Annotated in this window: 16 protein-coding genes; 4 read left to right on the top strand and 12 right to left on the bottom strand. The window is 64.3% G+C overall.

The window, feature by feature from the left end:
* Window positions 1-4: 4 nt before the first annotated feature.
* From GQY20_RS12545 to GQY20_RS12520, 6 genes are all read right to left on the bottom strand, one after another.
* Window positions 5-1,111 (bottom strand): MBL fold metallo-hydrolase, encoded by a 1,107-nt coding sequence (locus tag GQY20_RS12545; protein WP_157217443.1) that lies wholly within the window; start codon window positions 1,109-1,111, stop codon window positions 5-7.
* Window positions 1,112-1,124: 13 nt separating this feature from the next.
* Window positions 1,125-1,781, bottom strand: a complete 657-nt coding sequence (locus GQY20_RS12540; RefSeq protein WP_157217834.1) for a DUF1013 domain-containing protein — start codon at window positions 1,779-1,781, stop codon at window positions 1,125-1,127.
* Window positions 1,782-1,912: 131 nt separating this feature from the next.
* Window positions 1,913-2,725 (bottom strand): enoyl-CoA hydratase, encoded by an 813-nt coding sequence (locus GQY20_RS12535; RefSeq protein ID WP_157217442.1) that lies wholly within the window; start codon window positions 2,723-2,725, stop codon window positions 1,913-1,915.
* Window positions 2,726-2,786: 61 nt separating this feature from the next.
* Window positions 2,787-3,548 (bottom strand): glucose 1-dehydrogenase, encoded by a 762-nt coding sequence (locus GQY20_RS12530; RefSeq protein ID WP_157217441.1) that lies wholly within the window; start codon window positions 3,546-3,548, stop codon window positions 2,787-2,789.
* A gap of 67 nt (window positions 3,549-3,615) precedes the next feature.
* A complete protein-coding gene (locus GQY20_RS12525) occupies window positions 3,616-4,635 on the bottom strand; it encodes a glycosyltransferase family 4 protein (RefSeq protein ID WP_157217440.1) in 1,020 nt (339 codons plus the stop codon).
* Window positions 4,632-5,522: a UDP-2,3-diacylglucosamine diphosphatase gene (locus GQY20_RS12520; protein WP_157217439.1), complete on the bottom strand. Its 891-nt coding sequence runs from the start codon at window positions 5,520-5,522 to the stop codon at window positions 4,632-4,634. Before GQY20_RS12520 ends, GQY20_RS12525 begins: the two co-directional genes overlap by 4 nt.
* A 154-nt stretch (window positions 5,523-5,676) precedes the next feature.
* On the opposite strand from GQY20_RS12520, the gene GQY20_RS12515 reads away from it, so the two are divergent.
* The gene (locus tag GQY20_RS12515) at window positions 5,677-6,255 is read left to right on the top strand and encodes a glutathione S-transferase family protein (RefSeq protein ID WP_157217438.1); all 579 of its coding nucleotides are present in this window, start codon (window positions 5,677-5,679) and stop codon (window positions 6,253-6,255) included.
* Between the two features lie 8 nt (window positions 6,256-6,263).
* Here GQY20_RS12515 and GQY20_RS12510 read toward each other — a convergent pair whose 3' ends face one another.
* Window positions 6,264-6,797 carry a hypothetical protein gene (locus GQY20_RS12510; RefSeq protein ID WP_157217437.1) on the bottom strand — a complete coding sequence of 178 codons (534 nt, stop codon included), beginning with the start codon at window positions 6,795-6,797 and terminating at the stop codon, window positions 6,264-6,266.
* Complete coding sequence (locus GQY20_RS12505; RefSeq protein ID WP_157217832.1) at window positions 6,797-7,774, bottom strand: NAD(P)H-quinone oxidoreductase; 978 nt, start codon at window positions 7,772-7,774, stop codon at window positions 6,797-6,799. Before GQY20_RS12505 ends, GQY20_RS12510 begins: the two co-directional genes overlap by 1 nt.
* Window positions 7,775-7,851: 77 nt before the next feature.
* On the opposite strand from GQY20_RS12505, the gene GQY20_RS12500 reads away from it, so the two are divergent.
* Together GQY20_RS12500 and clpA are read left to right on the top strand one after the other, a co-directional pair.
* On the top strand, window positions 7,852-8,079 hold the full coding sequence (locus GQY20_RS12500) for a DUF1192 domain-containing protein (protein ID WP_456298467.1): 228 nt from the start codon (window positions 7,852-7,854) through the stop codon (window positions 8,077-8,079).
* A gap of 135 nt (window positions 8,080-8,214) precedes the next feature.
* Complete coding sequence (gene clpA / locus GQY20_RS12495) at window positions 8,215-10,530, top strand: ATP-dependent Clp protease ATP-binding subunit ClpA (protein ID WP_157217436.1); 2,316 nt, start codon at window positions 8,215-8,217, stop codon at window positions 10,528-10,530.
* A gap of 262 nt (window positions 10,531-10,792) precedes the next feature.
* Here the strand turns inward: clpA and GQY20_RS12490 are convergent, their stop codons facing one another.
* A complete protein-coding gene (locus GQY20_RS12490; protein ID WP_232476027.1) occupies window positions 10,793-11,809 on the bottom strand; it encodes a Rieske (2Fe-2S) protein in 1,017 nt (338 codons plus the stop codon).
* Window positions 11,810-12,048: 239 nt separating this feature from the next.
* On the opposite strand from GQY20_RS12490, the gene GQY20_RS12485 reads away from it, so the two are divergent.
* Window positions 12,049-12,747: a type 1 glutamine amidotransferase domain-containing protein gene (locus GQY20_RS12485; RefSeq protein WP_157217435.1), complete on the top strand. Its 699-nt coding sequence runs from the start codon at window positions 12,049-12,051 to the stop codon at window positions 12,745-12,747.
* Window positions 12,748-12,764: 17 nt separating this feature from the next.
* On the opposite strand, the gene GQY20_RS12480 is transcribed toward GQY20_RS12485, so the two are convergent.
* The 3 genes from GQY20_RS12480 to GQY20_RS12470 all read right to left on the bottom strand — a co-directional run bounded on the left by GQY20_RS12480 (window position 12,765) and on the right by GQY20_RS12470 (window position 18,575).
* Window positions 12,765-15,446, bottom strand: coding sequence for a LuxR C-terminal-related transcriptional regulator (locus GQY20_RS12480; RefSeq protein ID WP_157217434.1), 2,682 nt, complete (start codon window positions 15,444-15,446; stop codon window positions 12,765-12,767).
* A gap of 76 nt (window positions 15,447-15,522) precedes the next feature.
* Window positions 15,523-16,377, bottom strand: coding sequence for an SRPBCC family protein (locus tag GQY20_RS12475; RefSeq protein ID WP_157217433.1), 855 nt, complete (start codon window positions 16,375-16,377; stop codon window positions 15,523-15,525).
* A gap of 23 nt (window positions 16,378-16,400) precedes the next feature.
* The gene (locus GQY20_RS12470) at window positions 16,401-18,575 is read right to left on the bottom strand and encodes a TonB-dependent receptor (RefSeq protein WP_232476026.1); all 2,175 of its coding nucleotides are present in this window, start codon (window positions 18,573-18,575) and stop codon (window positions 16,401-16,403) included.
* Window positions 18,576-18,699 lie beyond the last annotated feature (124 nt).

Raw genomic sequence — 18,699 nt, 5'->3', positions numbered from 1 at the left:
GGGGTCAAGCAGGCGCGAGCGCGCGAAACCACCAGACGCCGTCCTGCGTCTCGCGAGCCACGCGTCCATCGACCTCCAGACGGCGGAGATGCGCCAGCGTCTCACCGGTGGCGAGGATCAGATCGTCTCCCGAAAGCCGCCGACGAAACAGCACCTCGAAGCAATCCTTGGCGCGCGCAGGCGAAGCCAGGAAGCGATGGAGGTCGATCAGGCGGTCCTGATGGCCGCTACGCAGCGCCTCCAACCGCGCATGCAGGCCGGCGAACGGACCGCCATGAGCCGGCAGCACCAGAAGATCCGGGGGAAGCATGGCGCGGAAACGATCGATCGACGCCAGCCAGTCGCCCAGCGGATCGCCCTCCGGCTCGATCAACGAAAGCGACACGTTGGAAGTGATGCGGGGCAATACCTGATCTCCGGCGATCAGCAGGCCGCCCGCTTCGTCCCACAGGCAGGCATGCTCCGGCGTATGCCCGCTTCCCACGACGATGCGCCACGTCCTTGCGCCAATCCGAACCTCGTCGCCATCGGCCAGACGCATATGGCCTGCCGGTGGCTGACTGCAAATCTGCGCGAAGCGCCCCCAGCCACGCTCGCCGACCTCGGCCACCTCAGCATCGCTCCACCCTGCGGCATGCCACATCGCTGTCGCCTCGCGCGGTGGCTCGGGCCGCTGATCGGTATAGAGCATGCTCAGCATCAGCCATTCGGTGCGGGCCATCCACAGGCGGACGCCGAACCGATCGCAAAGCCAGCCGGCGAGGCCGGCATGATCGGGATGGAAGTGGGTGGAGAAGATGCGCGTAACCCGCCGTCCGGCGAGCGGCCCCTCGAACAGCGCATCCCAGACGGCACGGCTGCGCTTCAGGTCCATCCCGGTATCGACGATGGCGACACCCTCGCCCGCCTCGTCCCGATCGTCGAGCAGCCAGACGTTGATGTGCTCGAGCCCGCCGGGAATGGGCAGCCGCGCCCAGCCGACCCCGGGCGCGACATCGATGCACTCGCCGGACGCCGGCCCGCGATCGCCGAAGGGATATGTCAGACCCTTGTGCGTCGTCGGCACGAAGCCTTCGTCGCCGAGCAGCGATTCGTCCGAAGCGCGGGCCACCCGCCTGTTCGAATCAGTGCTTGAACGGATCGATGAAGCCGCCAGCGTGCTGCACCCCGGCGTGATCGTCATCAGCCAGATGATGCGCCGCCTCGCGCTCGGCCCGAAGCTGCTCGATCAACGCTTCGCGATCGCCTTCCAGGCGGCTGTCGACGGGCGCTTCGATGCCGGCAGCCTTCGCGGCCTTCGCCACCAGCCCGTCGAGCTCGCGCTGCGAGCACAGGCCCAGCGTAACCGGATCCTTGGGCTGGATATTCGCTATGTTCCAGTGTGTGCGATCGCGGATGGCCGCAATGGTGGTGCGGGTGGTGCCGATCAGCTTGCCGATCTGGCCATCCGATATCTCCGGATGGTTGCGGATGATCCAGGCGATGCCGTCCGGCTTGTCCTGCCGCTTGGAAACCGGCGTGTAGCGCGGTCCCTTGGTACGGCGCACCTGATCGGGGCCTTTCTGCATGACAAGCCGATAATCCGGGTTCTTCTGTCCCTTCTCGATCTCTGACATGGTAAGCTCGCCCGCGCGCACCGGATCGCGGCCGGTGAGCTTGGTCGCGGCCGTGTCGTCGGCGATGGCCTGCACCTCGAGGATGTGCAGGCCGCAGAAGGCCGCAATCTGCTCGAAGCTGAGCGCGGTGTTGTCGACCAGCCAGGAAGCGGTCGCATGAGGCATAAGCGGCTGGGCCACGAGGCATCCTCCGGAAATAAATAGGGCCGCCCCATCACGGAGCGGCCGATGCATGGCCGAGGATGTAATGCGCTGCTGCGCGAAGGGCAAGCAGAAGCGCCTGTCCCTGCTACAGCCTATGTCGCCTTCCCCGTCTCGCTGCCCTTCTGGATCGCGCCGCTGAGCCCCGTGTCGCGCGCGCGGCGAAATTCCTCGCTGCCGTGAGACAGCTGGTGCGTATCGAAATGGGCCTGGAGCGCGGTGCGGAAGCCCTGCATGTCGAAGCTGCGATTGAGCGAACGCTTGGTAAGGCGGAGGGCGAACGCCGGCGCGCGGGCAATCTGCTCGGCCAGTTCCAGCGTGGCGCTTTCCAGCTCCGCGCGCGAAACGACGCGGTTGACCATGCCCATCGCCAGCGCTTCCTGTGCGGGCACGCGCCGGCCGGTGAACAGCATGTCCTTCGCCTGGCGCAGCCCCATCACCCAGGGATGCACCAGTATCTCGACCGCCGCCGTGCCGAGGCTGTGCAGAACGGGATCCGCGAAGAAGGCGTCGTCCGACGCGACGATCATGTCGCAGAGATTGGCGACCATGAAGCCGCCGGCGATGCACGCGCCCTGCACCTGTGCGATCACCGGCTTGGGCAGATCCCAGAGGCGCAACGCATAATCGAAATAATGGGAGATCTCATAGTCCCAGCGCTGTTCGACGGTGAAATCGGCGCGTGAGCGCTGCGCTTCCTTGAGATCGTGGCCGGCCGAGAAATGGTCGCCCTTGGCGCCGACGATGACCACGCGAACGGAGTCATCCTCACCGGCACGGCGCACCGCATCGTCCAGTTCCTCCAGCAGGCGTTGGCTCTCCGCATTCCGCGCCTCGGGACGATCGTGAGAGATGCGCACGATACCATCGAAGCGCTCGACGGTGATATCGGAATAATCAGGGCTCACGCGGGGCTCCTCTGCACTATAGAGACGCGCGATATCATCGCCATGCCGCCATGCAAGCCGATCACTGGATCAGGAAGCCGCCGTCGATGACCAGTTCGGACCCGAGGACGAAGCCGGATTCATCCGACGCGAGATAGAGCACGCCCCGCGCGACATCCTCCGCCGTGCCGAGATGGCCGATCGGATGGCTGGCGATCTGGGCCTCCAGCGCTTCGGGATAGGCGTCGAAATAGCCGCTGACGAGCGGCGTCACGCACATGCCCGGATGGATCGAATTGACCCGGATCGGCAGCTTGTGCGTCGCGCAATAGAGGGCTGCGGCCTTGGTGAGGCTCCGCACTCCGCCCTTGCTGGCGCTATAGGCTGCGGTGGTCGGGCTGGCGGTCATCGCCATCACCGAGGAGATGTTGACGATCGATCCGGGCTCGGCATTGCCCCGCATCGCCCGGACGCCGGCACGGGTGCCGAGGAAGGTACCGTCGAGATTGACGCTCATCACCTTGCGCCACAGCTCGAATTCCATCTCGATATCGCCGACCGGCGCGATACCCGCATTGTTCACCAGCACCGTCAGCTTGCCGTAGCGCGCGATGACGGCGGCGATCGCCTCGTCCCAGCCGGTTTCGCAGGTCACGTCGAGACGGACGAACATGGCCTCGCCGCCCGCCGCCGCGATGCGATCGACCACGCTATTCCCCGCCTCCTCGGCGATGTCGGCTACGGCAACCTTGGCGCCCTCCCGGGCGAGCAGCAGCGCCATCGCTTCGCCCAATCCGCTCGCCGCGCCGCTGACCAGCGCGACCTTTCCGCTCACTCTCCCCATGCTGCACCTGTCCCCGGTTGCCGTTCGACGGGCCATAGCCGCGATGGCGAAAGGGCGCTAGGCGCCGTCAGGCCGCAGCCCGCCGACGGATCGGCGCGAGCGCATCCAGGAACTGGAGCGCGCTTTCTTCCCAGGTGAAGCGGCGTCCATAGCTGGCGCACGCCGCGCGGTCGCGGGTCAGCGCGACGGCGATCGCATCCCCGAGATCCTCGTCCATGCAGCCGACGGTGGTGTCGAGCACGTCGACGGGGCCGATCACAGGATAGGCTGCGACCGGCGTGCCGCTGGCAAGCGCCTCGATCATCACCAGGCCGAACGTGTCGGTGCGGCTGGGAAAGACGAAGACGTCGGCACCCGAGTAAGCGGAAGCGAGCGGTTCGCCCGACAACGCGCCGAGAAAGACCGCATCCGGATAAGCGCGCTCCAGCCGCTCGCGCGCCGGCCCGTCTCCGACGATGACGCGGGTGCCGGGGTGGCGGGTCTCAAGGAACGCTTCGATGTTCTTTTCCACCGCGACGCGGCCGACGTAAAGTTGGATCGGGCGCGGAAGATCGGCAAAGGCCGGATGCGGCGGCACGTCTGGATGGAAGCTGGCGAGATCGACGCCGCGGCCCCAAGGCCGCACCTTGACGATGCCATGCGCTTCGAGCGCGCGGCGCACCGTGGACGTCGAGGCGAGCACGGCGGCGGCAGGGGCGTGGAACCAGCGGATATAGCGCCAGACGAAAGAGGCCGGCACGCGTGTGCGGCGCGCGACATATTCCGGGAACTGGGTGTGATAGGCCGTTGTGAAAGGATAGCCGCGCGCCATGCACCAGCGCCGTGCGGCGAGACCTAGCGGCCCCTCCGTCGCGATATGGATCGCATCCGGCGCGAAACGCTGGATCCGCCGGCCGACGGCACGTGCCTGTGTGATGGCGAGCCGGATCTCGGGATAGGTCGGGCACGGCATAGAGCGGAAGCCGTCCGGCGAGAAGACGCCGACGACATGCCCCATCCGTTCCAGTTCGCCACGCACCGCCTTCAAGGTGCGGACGACGCCATTGACCTGCGGCGACCAAGCGTCGGTGACGAGAATGATCCTCATGCGGCAAGCCGGCGGCGGCCGTCGGTCTGGCTACGCGCCTCCTCCGCACGCGTGCGGACCTCGTCGGCCCAGTGCAGCACCTCCATGCGTCCGTCGAAATGCTCGACGAGAGCAGTGCAACCCTCCACCCAGTCGCCGTCATTATAATAAGCGACCCCGCCGATCTCGCGTATCTCGGCAGTGTGGATGTGACCGCATACCACGCCGTCGACGCCGCGCGTCCCGGCTTCGTGCGCCACCACTTCCTCGAAGCGGGAGATGAACTCGACCGCGTTCTTCACCTTGTGCTTGGCGTGTTTGGAGAGCGACCAGTAGGGCAGACCCAGCCGGCTGCGGACGGCGTTCACCACCACGTTCAGCCGCATCAACGTTTCGTAGGCGAAATCACCGATGTGGGCGAGCCAGCGGTGCGCCAGCATGATCGTGTCGAATTCGTCGCCGTGCAGGACGAGAAGCTTGCGGCCGTCAGCCGTCTCGTGAATCGCCTTGCGGCGGATCTCGACGCCGCCGAAGCTCATGCCCGTGAACTGACGGAACATCTCGTCATGGTTGCCAGGGATGTAGACGATCCGCGTGCCGCGCTTGGCCCGCTTGAGCACGCGCCAGACGATATCGTTATGCTGTGCCGGCCAGTACCAGCGCTTCTTCATCCGCCAGCCGTCGATGATGTCGCCGACCAGATACATTGTCTCGCTGTCGACGCTGTCGAGGAAGTCGATCAGCATCCCGGCATTGCAGCCACGCGTGCCGAGGTGGACGTCGCTGATCCAGACGGTGCGGTAACGGCGCCGCTGGCCCTCGCGCTCCGGAATCGACGGATCGAAAGGTACCGCATCGGAAAGTTCGGCGAGAGCCGCCACGGCTGGCAGGCGGACAATGGCGTTCATCTCGGCGCGCCTCCCGTCATTGCTACTGCGGGCGCTATCGCTCCTTTGTGTTACAGTTCGAAGGGCTTCCCGCTTTCCCCGGCGCGAAGGGAAGAATGATGCGGGACATGACGAACGAGCGACGTTAGGAAACCGCGACGACGGAGCGGTGGCAATGCGGATCTTTGGCGACAGCATCTCGGGAAACTGCCTCAAGGTGAAATGGACCGCGGATCATCTCGGGATCCGCTATGACTGGGTCGAGACGAATATCCTCGAAGGACAAAGCCGCACGCCCGATTTCCTCGCGATGAACCCTGCAGGGCAGGTGCCTACCATCCTGCTGGACGACGGCCGCACCCTTGCCCAGTCCAATGCGATCATCCTCTATCTCGCCGAAGGCTCGGCGCTCGTCCCAAAGGATGCGTTCGCGCGGGCCAAAATGATGGAGTGGCTGTTCTGGGAACAATATAGCCACGAGCCCTATGTCGCCGTGGCCCGTTTCCAGGTCCGCTATCTCGGTAGATCTCCCACCGATCTGGAAGCCCGTATCGTCGAACGCGGCCATGCTGCGCTCAGCCGCCTGGATGCGGCGACGGCAGAGAATCGTTTCCTGGTTCCAGGCGGCGTTTCACTCGCCGACGTCGCGCTGATCGCTTATACCCGAGTGGCGCATGAAGGGGGGTTCGATCTCGATAGATATCGTCATGTCCGGCGGTGGATTGCCGATACCGAAGCTGCGCTCGGCATTTGATCAGGCCGTCACAGAATTCCGCTCGCGTCGCGCCGCCGCTTTTCGTCCAATACCTGCAGACCCAGCCAGAGAAGGAAGCCCACGGCCATCGACCAGCCCCAGAGATAGGGCCAGACGGAAAAGGAGTAACCCGCCGACAGATCGCGCCCCGCCGCCTGACGGAGCAGCTTCAGATAGTCCGCATCGAGCGGAACGGCTTGGTAGGAGCCCGCACGCTCCACGAACATCACATAGCCCTGATCCTCATATGCGAAGATCGGCATGCGCAATATGTCCACCTCGCGGAACGAATAGCCTAGCGCGGGCGCCGTTTCCGTCGTTCCGGGAATCAGCCGCGCGATGTCCGGCATGGTTTTCGGGATCGTGATTCCGTAGCTGACGAAGCGGCGCATCTTGAGGAGATCCGCCTCTTTCGGGATCGGCGCGACGAGATCGATCCGCGGCCGATCGGTAAGCGACCAGCTGCGTGGCGACCAGAAGCTGATCGCTGCAAAAGCGACGAGCAGGACGGCAGCCAGCAGATGGCGCGCGGCGGTCAGCATCAGACGGTCAGCACGATCTTTCCGACATGCTCGCCCGAATCCATCCGCGCATGGGCCTTGGCCGCCTCGGCGAGAGGAAAGACGCTGTCGATCACCGGCCTGAGCCTCCCCTCGCGCACATGCGGCCAGACGGTGTGGGTGATCTCATCGGCGACGAGCGCCTTGAACTCGGCCGAGCGCGGCCGCAGCGTCGAGCCCGTCAAGGTCAGGCGGCGCTGCATCACCGGCACGAGGTTGAGCTCCGTCTTGGCGCCGCGCTGTACGGCGATCGAGACGTGGCGCCCCTCCTCGGCGAGGCAGGCGAGATTACGCGGCAGATAGTCGCCCCCGATCATGTCGAGCACGGCCTGGCAACCCTTGCCGCCGGTGATTCGCTTCACCTCCTCGACGAAATCGCTGCTGTGGTAGTTGATCGCATGCGCGGCGCCGATCTCCAGCGCCCGCGCCGCCTTGGCGTCCGATCCGACGGTGACGATGACGGTGAGGTCGAACAGCTTGCCGAGCAGGATCGCCATGGTGCCGATACCGCTGGTGCCGCCATGGACGAGCACGGTATCGCCCTCCACGGCATAGGCCCGCTCGAACAGGTTGCTCCAGACGGTGAACAGCGTTTCCGGAAGGGCGGCCGCCTCGACCATGTCGAGCGCCGGCGGCACGGCCAGACATTGGCCGACCGGCGCCACCGCATAATGGGCATAGCCGCCGCCGGACACGAGCGCGCAGACCGACTGCCCCAGCATCTCCGCATCGACGTCGGGCCCCATAGCGACCACCGTGCCGGAAAGCTCAAGCCCCGGAATCGTCGGTGCGCCTGGCGGCGGCGGATAATGGCCCTTGCGCTGCATTACGTCAGGCCGATTCACCCCTGCAGCGGCCACCCGTACGAGGACCTCGCCGGGCCCGGGGCTCGGCACCGGACGCTCCACCGGGACGAGCACTTCGGGTCCGCCCGGCGTCGAGATGTCGATCGCCAGCATGTTTTTCGGCAGTTCGGACAAGGATTTTTCCCCAGATCGCGGCAAAGCGTTTCAAAAGCAGCGAAGGGTTTATTGACATGGGCGCCGTCCCGGTCAACGCTGTGGCCATGGAGCCGGAAGATCTTTTCGCAAAACGGGCGGACGATCCACTGACCCTGCTCGCACGCCAGGATCTCGATCCCTTTTCAATCGATGAGCTTCAGAAACGGATAAACGCGCTGGAAGCCGAAATAGCGCGGACCAAGGGGAAGATGCAGGCTGCGGCCAGCCACAGGGCCAGTGCAGAGGCGCTGTTCAGGCGATGAAGTCCGCCGGACGGAAGCGCGGAAAACGCACTTTGCTCCGTTCCGGAAAGGCCGTTCTTGATCAACCGGCAACCAGACCCGACATAGTGTCCAACGGGTCCGCTCTCGTGCCGGTCCCCTAGGAGTAAGAAGACCATGCCATCTTTCGCCCGCGAGCTGGAACAGACGCTCCACAACGCGCTGACCGCTGCCAGCAGCCGTCGTCACGAATATGCCACGCTGGAGCATCTGCTCCTCGCGCTGGTGGACGACGAGCATGCCGCCAAGGTCATGACCGCGTGCGGAGTGGATCTGGCCGAGCTCAAGGAGGCGGTGACGCTCTACCTCGACACCGAGCTCGAAAATCTCAAGATCGAGGGGCAGAGCGATCCCTCGCCCACATCCGGTTTCCAGCGCGTGGTGCAGCGCGCCATCCTCCATGTCCAGTCGTCCGGACGCGAGGAAGTGACGGGCGCCAACGTGCTCGTCGCCTTGTTCAGCGAGCGTGAAAGCTACGCCGTCTATTTCCTGCAGCAGCAGGACATGAGCCGCCTGGATGCGGTAAGCTATATAAGCCACGGAGTCGGCAAGGCAGGCCAGCCTGCGGAGCCGCGCGAAGTGAAGGGCGCGCAGGAAGAGGACAAATCGGCGAAACCGGATGGAAAGAAAGGCGAAAGCGCCTTGAAACAGTTCACCGTGAACCTCAACGAGAAGGCCAAGGAAGGCCGTGTCGACCCGCTGATCGGCCGCGCCGCCGAGGTGGACCGCACCATCCAGATCCTTTGCCGTCGATCCAAGAACAATCCGCTTTACGTCGGCGATCCCGGCGTGGGTAAGACGGCGATCGCGGAAGGTCTCGCGCGCAAGATCACCGAAGGCCAGGTGCCCGACGTGTTGAAGGACGCGGTGATCTACTCGCTCGACATGGGCGCGCTGCTCGCCGGCACCCGTTATCGCGGCGATTTCGAGGAACGGCTGAAGGCGGTCGTGACAGAGCTCGAGAAGATGCCCCACGCGGTGCTCTTCATCGACGAGATCCATACCGTCATCGGCGCCGGCGCCACGTCCGGCGGCGCGATGGATGCGTCGAACCTGCTGAAGCCGGCGCTTTCGGGCGGCACGATCCGCTGCATCGGATCGACGACCTACAAGGAGTTCCGCAACCACTTCGAGAAGGATCGCGCGCTGCTGCGCCGGTTCCAGAAGATCGACGTCAACGAGCCGACGCTCGAGGACACGATCAAGATCATGACCGGCCTCAAGCCCTATTTCGAAGAACATCACAAGGTGAAATACACCCCCGACGCGATCAAGTCGGCGGTGGAACTCTCCGCGCGCTACATCAACGACCGCAAGCTGCCCGACAAGGCGATCGACGTGATCGACGAGGTTGGCGCTTCGCAGATGCTGGTGCCCGAGAACAAGCGCAAGAAGGTGATCACTGCCAAGGAAGTGGAGGCGGTGGTCGCGACGATCGCGCGCATCCCGCCGAAATCGGTGTCGACCGACGACAAGAAGGCGCTCGAGACGCTCGAGACCGATCTCAAGCGTGTCGTTTTCGGGCAGGATGCCGCGATCGAGAAGCTCGCCTCGGCGATCAAGCTCAGCCGCGCCGGCCTGCGCGAACCGGACAAGCCGATCGGCAACTATCTGTTTTCCGGCCCCACCGGCGTCGGCAAGACGGAAGTCGCGCGCCAGCTCGCCTCGATCATGGGCATCCCGCTCCAGCGCTTCGACATGAGCGAATATATGGAACGGCACTCGGTCAGCCGCCTGATCGGCGCGCCTCCGGGTTATGTCGGCTATGATCAGGGCGGCCTGTTGACCGATGCCGTCGATCAGCATCCGCACAGCGTGCTGCTGCTCGACGAGATCGAAAAGGCGCATCCGGATCTGTTCAACATCCTCCTGCAGGTGATGGACAACGGCAAGCTGACCGACCACCACGGCAAGACCGTCGACTTCCGCAACGTGATCCTGATCATGACCACCAATGCAGGCGCGTCCGACATGGCACGCGAATCGATCGGCTTCGGCACGGTTGGGCGCGAGGATGCCGGCGAGGAAGCGGTGAAGAAGATGTTCACGCCGGAATTCCGCAACCGCCTGGATGCGGTGGTGCCCTTCGGTTATCTGCCGCCTGAGATCGTGGCGCGCGTCATCGACAAGTTCGTGCTCCAGCTCGAACTGCAACTCGCCGACCGCGACGTCCACATCGCGCTCGACGACGATGCGAAGGTCTGGCTCACCGACCGTGGCTACGACAAGCTCTATGGCGCGCGACCGATGGGCCGCCTGATCCAGGAGAAGATCAAGCAGCCGCTGGCCGAGGAGCTCTTGTTCGGCAAGCTGGTCCATGGCGGCGAAGTGAAGGTGCATCTCAAGGACGACGCGCTCGCCTTCGAGATCAACCCGAGCCCGCCCAAGGCCCCGAAGTCGCGCAAGGGCGGTAAGCCGAAGGTGAAAGCGTAACGGGCAGGCTTCGCTCCTCTCCCGCCGGGTGAGGAGCGGCGTCTTTCCAGCGATGCCGAACGATCGCCGCTCCCGTCAGCCGGGAGCGGCGATCGTTTCGTTATGGTCTTCTCCAAAGCAGACGGGCTGTCACCGGCATCGACAATGACGATGCGCCCTTCGATCGGCTCGGAAGGACGCCCCCAGCGCCTCCCGATCGCAGTCCGGCTCCCTCTCCCGCCTCTGGTTGGATCTGCGATTTGCTCCGAAATGCAGATCGCAGTCAGCTAATGAATTCAGCCGATGGATGGGCCCGCGGGAAAGCGCGCATATAATCGAAAAAGCGCGACAAAGTGAGATCGCTGCGCGTCAGCGTGCCGGGTTTCAGGTGAATGGTCTGCATGTTCATGAGATCGTCGAGCACGACACGCGTTTCCAGCTCGGCAATCTCTTCGAGAAATTGATCGACCTCCTCCGGCGTGCCCATATCCTTGCGCGCGCAGACGGTGATGTAGACCGTCGAGCGGCCCGGCCGGGTCAAGCTGAACGGCGAGACGAAACCGAACCAACGGCCAGCGAAGTCAGTGCTTTGGAAATACATGCTGGTGCCGACGATACCGACCCGATGGCGCACCGGATCTCCGGTCACATGCGTCCCGGCAAATTGATAGAACATCGAATGATCGGTCCATTCGACCGTATCATGCGGGTTATCGCCGTTGATCTCGATGCCATGCAGATAGCGAATATGCTGCATGTCCGGCGTATTGGCGCACAACACCCAAGGATCGACGGGCACTTCCTCGCCGAAGATCTTGGTCTTGAACACCAGTTCTTCATCAGGAAAATCGAAATCCGGCAACACATAGTGCGGCTCTGTGCCGTTATAGGCCCACACGATGCCATATTTTTCGCACACCGGAAACTTGAACAGACGCGCGGCGCTGGGGATCGGATCCGTGCTTGGCATGCCGCTGCACCGCCCGGCCGCGTCATATTTCCAATGATGATAGATGCAGCGCACCTGTCCGTCGATCATGTCGCCGATCGAAAGGTCTGCGCCCAGATGCGGACAATAGGCGCTCATCACATGCGCCTGCCCCTCCTTGTCGCGGAACACGATCACCCGACCGTCGAGGAAATCGAAACCGCGCACGAAATCGGGCGTCGCCGCGCTCGACATGCAGATCGGATACCAGCTCTGCGTGAACGTCCCGCCTTCTCCCTCGGCTGGCACGGCGCGGCCGAACGCTCGGCGGAACGGCCCGGTGACGGGAGGCTCAGAGGCCGTCCTGGGCATGGGATCATCTCGCGACATCTCGCATCTCCGTAACTGGCTGACATATCGGAGGCTGCCGCACTATCGCCGGACTTCCTACCTGCCCGTTCGAACGGGGCGAACCGCAACGCGGCCGTCACGGCGGGCCGGTCCCGTGCCCCTATCCGAAAAGACGGGCGCGCTCGCCGATCGGACGAGTGGGCCGCGCCTGCATCCTGTGGGAGCGTCCGGCGCGTATCGCAGGTACAGGAGCCGATCGAATGAATAAGAATTTCCTCTTCATCGTGTCGTCGCACGGCGAGCTCGGCAGCAGCGGCAACAAGACCGGAAGCTGGATGGAGGAACTGGCCGCCCCTTATTGGCGGTTTCGCGATGCCGGCTATGCCGTCACCATCGCATCGCCCAAGGGCGGGGCAGCACCGATCGATCCGATGAGCGTCGAGGACAATTGGCTCAGCGACGCCGGGCGCCGTTTCCGTGCCGATCCCATGGCGAACGCCGCAATCGCGGACACGGTTTCGCTCGATACCGTCGATGGCGATGCCTTTGCCGGGGTCTTCATGGTTGGCGCATCCGCGACGACCTGGGATTTCCCGCACAATCCCGCGCTCAAGGGGATCATCGAGGGCTATTTCGCGCAAGGCAAGGTGATCGCAGCCGTCTGCCACGGCGTGATCGCGCTGGTGCAGGCGGTGGACGCCAATGGCGAGCCGCTGGTGAAGAACCGCCAGCTTACCTCGATCAGCAACGCCGAGGACGTCATGATGGGACTCGACAAGATCGTGCCGGTGCTGCCGGAGGAGATGCTTCGCAAGCTGCGGGCGATCTACTCGGCCGCGGCGCCGCTCGCCGCCCATGTGGTGACGGATCCCCCCTTCTTCACCGGACAGAATCCCGCATCCGCCGATCCGCTGGCGCTTGCGATATTGGCGCATCTCGAAAGGGCGGCCGCGGTCTGATCCCTGGTTCTGCCCCGCTATCGAATGTCGGCGAACGTCCGGTAGCGGGCCAGCGCTTGGGTGCGGTTCTGAGCATGCAGCTTACGATAGATGTTGCGTAGGTGGAACTTGACGGTCGCCTCGCTGAGCCCCAGCCGATGTGCCGCTACCTTGTTGGGGTGGCCTTCGCCCATGAACAGCAGGATCTGCCGTTCGCGCGAGGTGAGCGGATCGCGCGACAGCGCCCTCGCCGCCTCGGCCAGCGGCACATCGCGCAGGCTCGGCACCGGCAGGGCCGCGAAATCGGGCAAATAGCCGCGCACCCATTCCCCCGCATCGAGGAACAGCCGAACGGGAAGGGATCCTATGCGCAAATCGGCGGCCGCATCCATGCAGGCCTGCGCAGCAGCGATATCCCCAAGATAATGATGATGTCGCGCCTCGCAGATGGCGAGGATCGTGGCGAAACGATGCGCGCTGGTCTGCACGATCAGGTTCCGCGCGAGATCGATCAGCCGCACGGCCGTCTCCGCTTCCCCCCGTTCGTCATGCAGGCGTATGGCGGTCAGCACGCCGGCAATGCGCTCCTGCCAGGTCAGCCGCGCGCCCTCTCCTTCGAGGAAGGCCGCCTCGGGCAACAGCAGCGCCGCGGCCTCATGCGCGGCGCGATCGCCGTCGCCAAGCCGGATCGCTATGTCGACCGCCGCGAGCCGCATGTTCCAGGCCATGCGCGGGACATCCAGCCGCCGTGCGACCTCCAGCCCGTAATCGACGATGCCACGCGCCTCGCCGCCTCGCCCTTCGGCGAGCGCGGCGCGAGCGCCCATCAGATGCACCCAGATCTGCACTTCGCTCCAGCTCTCGACGGCCGCGACCGCGCCGACCAGCGCTGTGATATCAGTCAAAGGATCGGGCCGGCCAAGCTCATGGAGAAGCCCCGCGCGCAGGCTGCCGCTCATGGCGCGCAGCCGTTGGTCTTCCGGAAAGAAGATCCGCGTTATCCGCTCCGCAAGCGTGACCTCCTCCAGAGCGCGATCGAGATCGTTGCGCCAGAAACGAGCGAGCGTGCGGTGCACATGCATGAAGACGCAGCCATAGACGCCTTCGGTCTCGGCATATTCGCTCGCCGCGGCATCAGCCAGCGCCTCTGCCCCTTCAACATCCCCCTGGCAGAAGCGATCCCATGACATCAGGATCCGCGCCTGCGCTCGCCCATCATGCTCGTTCTCCGGCGCGGTCGCGATATAATGTTCCAGTGCCGGACCAGTAGCTGCATCCATCGTCTCGTCGCGGAACCCAGCGACGAACGCTTCGGCCAGGATGCGCTGCCCGTCCAGCGCAGGGTCGCCCGCTCCATCCACCGCGATACGCTGCTTCGCTTCGGCAAGACGGGATGCGGCCTTGTCGACATCACCCTCATGCGCATGGATCAGCGCCAGCGAAAGGAGCGTGCCGGTAGACATGCCCTCGGGCTTGAACCCGATCGAATCGAACAGATGATGCGCCGCCTGGACACCTGCGCGCGTGACGATCCGGGCGTAGCCGATGCGATCGAGCAGCATGACCGCCCGTTCTCTGTCTCCGGCAGCGACAGCGTGGCGGAGCGCCTCGCTGTCGCGCCCGCGCTCGGCAAACCAACCGGCCGCGCGCCGGTGAAGTGCAACGCGTTCCTCGTCGTCCAGCCATGCGAGCCGGCGCTCCAGAAAACGACGCAGCATCTCCGAGAAATAAAATTCCTGCGTGCCACGATGCCGCAGCAACAGCCCATCGACATGATGAAGCCGCTCGATCATGTCGGCGGCGCTGCGGCCGACCAGCGCACTGGCGAGCGACAGATCGAACCGCTCCACCACGACGAGACGGCTCATCGCCGCGCGAAGCTCGGGCGGAAGCGTATCGAGCACCTCTGCCCGATAATATTCGTGAAGCTGGTCGTGCCAATTCTCCGCGCCGATCATGTCGCGCGGCAACTCGTCGATCACCCGCCGCGCGAAACCGACGGCCACCGCCTCGCCGCTGGTTTCGAGATGCAGGCGGCGCGTGTAGAGTTCGGGCACGTCGTCGTCGAAGATGGCCCGGGTTTCCATCGGCGTCAGGTTGAGATCGGAGGGACCGATCTCGAACAACTGGTCGCGCGCCCGCAGGCTGCCGAGCGGAATCATCGGCCGGATCCGGCTGGCGATCACCAGCCGGATGGTCACCGCATATTGCAGGAAGCCGCTGATGATCTCGCCCGCGGCGGCGCCATCCATCTCCTCATATTGATCGAGCACGATCACAGCAGCCTCGCCCGACCGGTTGGCGATGGAGGCGAGCATTTGCGCGATCTGGAGGGTCGAGCGCCGGGGAAGGTCACCGAGCATGGCACGGAAACCTTCGGCGATCGGGCCACAGCCTGCCTCTTCTAGCGCTGCGGCCAGCCCCGCGACGAAATGCGCGGGATCGCGATCGGCCCGATCGACGGTGAGCCATGCGATCGGACGGTTCATTTCGAGCCCGACCGAACGCCATTGGGCAAGCAGCGTCGTCTTGCCCGATCCGGCGGGGCCACGCACGATGGACAATTGCTTGAGCAGGCTGGCTTCCGTGAGATGGCGCAGCAATTCCTTGCGGACCACGGTGAAGCCGCTGGGCGGCCGGGGTGCGTAACGATAGGGCAGGACCAGATCGAACGGGGCAGCCCCCGTCTCGCTGCTCTCGGCTTCCGTTTCGTCGGGCAAGGGCGGCCTCCTCACTATTCGCGTTGCGTGCCTCTCCGTTCGTCAGCAACCGTCGAGCGCGGCGCTCCGCATAGTGTCACGAACCATAAGGGCGATCGAGCCCCAGATAATCCCAGGCGAAGAAATCGGTGGCAACGCGCCAGTCTCCGCCCGTGCAGGTCCAGACGATCGAATAGCGGACCGCGAGCGGCGACGCCGCGGGATCCCGGGGCGACACGGTCGCCTCACCCAGTTCGTGGGCAAGATCGCCCGAGCAGGACACGTCGATCTGACGGAGGCGACACGATCCGAAATCCTGCATCAGGCCAGCAAACATCGCCTCGACCGCAGCGCGTCCCTCCAGCATCGCCGCGCCGGGCATGATGACACGAGGCGTTTCGACATAATAGTTGGCGACCAGCGCGGTCGCATCGCCGGCAGCGAAATCCGCTTCGAACCGGTCGCTGCGGCTTCGGACGATCGCGGCGATACTGTCCTTGACCTCCGCTCCGGGCGTTTCGGGACACGGGAGCAACGCCGCGATGGCATCCAGCAGCCCAGTCTCCATGCTTTCCCACTCGGCTGCCCAGATGTCGTCCGCCACATCCAGGCCAGCGAAGTGATTACGGATCAGGACGGTGCAAGCGTCTGGTCCTGCCCGCGTGACCCGGACCGAACCGACATAATCGGTGATCGGAAGCGCCCCGCCGTCGACGATGCGATAGCCATAACCGAAGCCCGGCTCATCGATCCATTCCAGTCGCTCGCGCAGGACGAGGCCGGAAGCCAGCCGCAGCGATTTTGTCGCACCGGCGACGCTGTCCTCGCTTTCGAAGCGGACCGCCTCGAACAGCCCCTCGCCTGCAAGCCTGGCCATGCCGCGCCAGGACAACAGCGCCCACACCTGTTCCGCCGGCGCATCGAACCGGCGGACGACCCGTGCCTTGCCCATCGATCCCTCCTTTTCCCGGAATGTCAGAAATCAAACCGGGCCTTCACGCCGACACGACGTCCAGGCGCAGCAGCGGAAAAATCGTTGGAGGCGCCGCTCCACTCCTTCGGAACGAATTCGAGAACGTAGCGATCCTTGAACAGATTTTCGGCAAAGACGGTGACCGAAAGCTTGCGATAGCTGAGCGTCAGGCGGGCATTGACCAGGGTGATGCTGCCACGCTTGTCGAGATTGTCGATCTCCCAATAATAGGCCCCGCCCGATCCGTTGAGCTCGACCCTTGGCGTGAGACTCATGTCATTCGCGAGTGGGATGCGATATTGCCCGGACAATGCGTAGGAGACTCCGGCGACCTGCGGCAGATGATTACCCTTGAAATCACCGGCGGCCGGAAGCCCCGCGAGCACGCTGCTGTCATAGCTCAATATCTTCGATCCGGTGACCCCGATCGAAGCGGAAAGATCGAGATTTCGCACCGGCCGTGCCGAAAGTTCCGCCTCCAATCCATATACTTCGGCCTTGGGGATCGGATTGATCAGCGTCTGCGCGGAATTGATGACGTCTAATATATAGACTTGGCGATCCTTGATACGGGTATAGAAGGCCGCACCGTTCAGCGAAAGGCGCCGATCGAGAAGGCTGGTCTTGAAACCGGCCTCGAAATTCCAATTTTCCTCCTTCTTGTAATTACGGCTGATCCGGGCCTGAGGATTGAATCCGCCGCTGCGGAAGCCCTTGCCCACGGTCGCATAGATCATCGCATCGGGATTGATGAACCAGCTCACCGAAGCCTTGGGCTGGAGCGACCGGAAAGTGTTGCGATATTCGGGCTGGCCGGCGGCAACGAGATCGGTCTGATGCCGCTGATCGATATCGTAGCGCAGCGCGCCCGTGAGCTCGATGCCCGTCGCGAAGCGATAGGAGAGCTGGCCGAAGGCGGCATAGGCATTGTTGCGATCGCGGGCCTTGGTCGTCGAGAACAGTAATGGAGCGAGCGACGACGGCAGGCCGAGCAGAGGCAGAAGATCGGCGCCGGCAAACACCTTGGTATCCAGAGTCTGGCGGGTGCGGAGATAATAGACGCCGCCAAGCCATTTGAACGCGCCCGACTGAGGCGAGACGATGCGCAATTCCTGGCTGAGATTGTTGGTTTTCAGCCGCTGCTCGGCGGAGGTCTGGTCCAGCGGGGTAAAGTCCAGATCCTCGGCGAGAAAGGAGCTGACCTTGGAAAGTGCTGTGATCGAGGTCAGCGTCGCACCGCCTAGATCGAGATCGGCCTTGGCCGAGAAATCGTTGAGGATGCGGTTCGCGTGGCCGGGGAAATTGCCTATATATGGCAGGGGTTGGTTGATCGACGTGCCGGATTCGACGGGCGCATAAAAAGCCGCACCGGCGCGGGTTTCGAGCCTGGAGTAGCGCAGGTCGATGGTCAGCGCTTCCGTCGGTTTCGCCAGCAGCATGCCGCGAACGTTGCGATCCTTCTGCCAGTTCACCTTGTCGCGCCCGGGCGTGTTCAGGCTGTCGATATCGCCGTCGAAGTTGCGGAAGGAGCCGGCGACGCGGAACAACAGCTTATCGTCGATGATCGGCCCGCTGACGCTCGCGCTCAGCCGGACATCATCCCCGGTGCCATAGCCGCCCTGCAGGAATCCCTCGAAATCGTTGGTCGGCTGGCGGGTGATGATGTTGATCGCGCCGCCGATCGCATTTCGTCCATACACCGCCCCCTGTGGCCCTTTCAGAACCTCCACGCGCTCGATGTCGAAAAGGTCCTGCGTGATCTGGTTGGCGCTGCTGAGCTGCACGCCGTCCACCACGACCGCAACCGGCGATTCCCCATTGCGCGCCTGGCCCACGCCGCGAATGTTGATCAGCGCGACTCCCGGCTGTTGCGCCTCGACGATCGATACGTTGGGCACGCGCACCGCGACATCCTTCACATTCTGGATGTTCGCGCTGACGATGGCATCGGCGGTGAAAGCCTTGATCGAATCCGGAATATCCTGGATCCGCTCGGTGCGCTTGCGCGCCGTGACGTAGATCGTCGTGTCGGGCTCGTTCGCCGCGGGCGGCTGGTCCGCAGCCCATGCGGCGGACGGCAGGAGCAGCGTGCACGACAGCGCCACGGCTGCCGCTCCGATGAGCATCCGCGCGGCCGCAGGATTGCGCGTCTCATGGAATGCGAACGTAGAAACCATGTCTTTCCCCTTTGTGCGTCGACCGTTCCTGCTGCACAGCGCGGGATCCTTGTTGGATCTCCGCAACGCTCGCCGGGTGCTGCCCCTGACGACCAGGGCAAGTAAATGCGATGGGGCGCGAAGA

The sequence above is a fragment of the Flavisphingomonas formosensis genome (assembly GCF_009755815.1).
In the GTDB taxonomy this organism is placed as follows: Bacteria; Pseudomonadota; Alphaproteobacteria; order Sphingomonadales; family Sphingomonadaceae; genus Flavisphingomonas; species Flavisphingomonas formosensis.
Note: the sequence above shows the minus strand (reverse complement) of the source record. Positions and strands in the feature narration are given on the sequence as shown.

Excerpts from the sequence above, each read along its gene's own strand:
- GQY20_RS12475 (WP_157217433.1), bottom strand. The coding sequence starts at position 16,377 with ATGGGCAAGGCACGGGTCGTCCGCCGGTTCGATGCGCCGGCGGAACAG.
- GQY20_RS12525 (WP_157217440.1), bottom strand. The coding sequence starts at position 4,635 with ATGAGGATCATTCTCGTCACCGACGCTTGGTCGCCGCAGGTCAATGGC.
- GQY20_RS12485 (WP_157217435.1), top strand. The coding sequence starts at position 12,049 with ATGAATAAGAATTTCCTCTTCATCGTGTCGTCGCACGGCGAGCTCGGC.
- GQY20_RS12515 (WP_157217438.1), top strand. The coding sequence starts at position 5,677 with ATGCGGATCTTTGGCGACAGCATCTCGGGAAACTGCCTCAAGGTGAAA.
- GQY20_RS12505 (WP_157217832.1), bottom strand. The coding sequence starts at position 7,774 with ATGCTGGCGATCGACATCTCGACGCCGGGCGGACCCGAAGTGCTCGTC.
- GQY20_RS12500 (WP_456298467.1), top strand. The coding sequence starts at position 7,852 with ATGGGCGCCGTCCCGGTCAACGCTGTGGCCATGGAGCCGGAAGATCTT.
- GQY20_RS12510 (WP_157217437.1), bottom strand. The coding sequence starts at position 6,797 with ATGCTGACCGCCGCGCGCCATCTGCTGGCTGCCGTCCTGCTCGTCGCT.
- GQY20_RS12530 (WP_157217441.1), bottom strand. The coding sequence starts at position 3,548 with ATGGGGAGAGTGAGCGGAAAGGTCGCGCTGGTCAGCGGCGCGGCGAGC.
- clpA (WP_157217436.1), top strand. The coding sequence starts at position 8,215 with ATGCCATCTTTCGCCCGCGAGCTGGAACAGACGCTCCACAACGCGCTG.
- GQY20_RS12520 (WP_157217439.1), bottom strand. The coding sequence starts at position 5,522 with ATGAACGCCATTGTCCGCCTGCCAGCCGTGGCGGCTCTCGCCGAACTT.
- GQY20_RS12470 (WP_232476026.1), bottom strand. The coding sequence starts at position 18,575 with ATGGTTTCTACGTTCGCATTCCATGAGACGCGCAATCCTGCGGCCGCG.
- GQY20_RS12540 (WP_157217834.1), bottom strand. The coding sequence starts at position 1,781 with ATGCCTCATGCGACCGCTTCCTGGCTGGTCGACAACACCGCGCTCAGC.
- GQY20_RS12490 (WP_232476027.1), bottom strand. The coding sequence starts at position 11,809 with ATGCCCAGGACGGCCTCTGAGCCTCCCGTCACCGGGCCGTTCCGCCGA.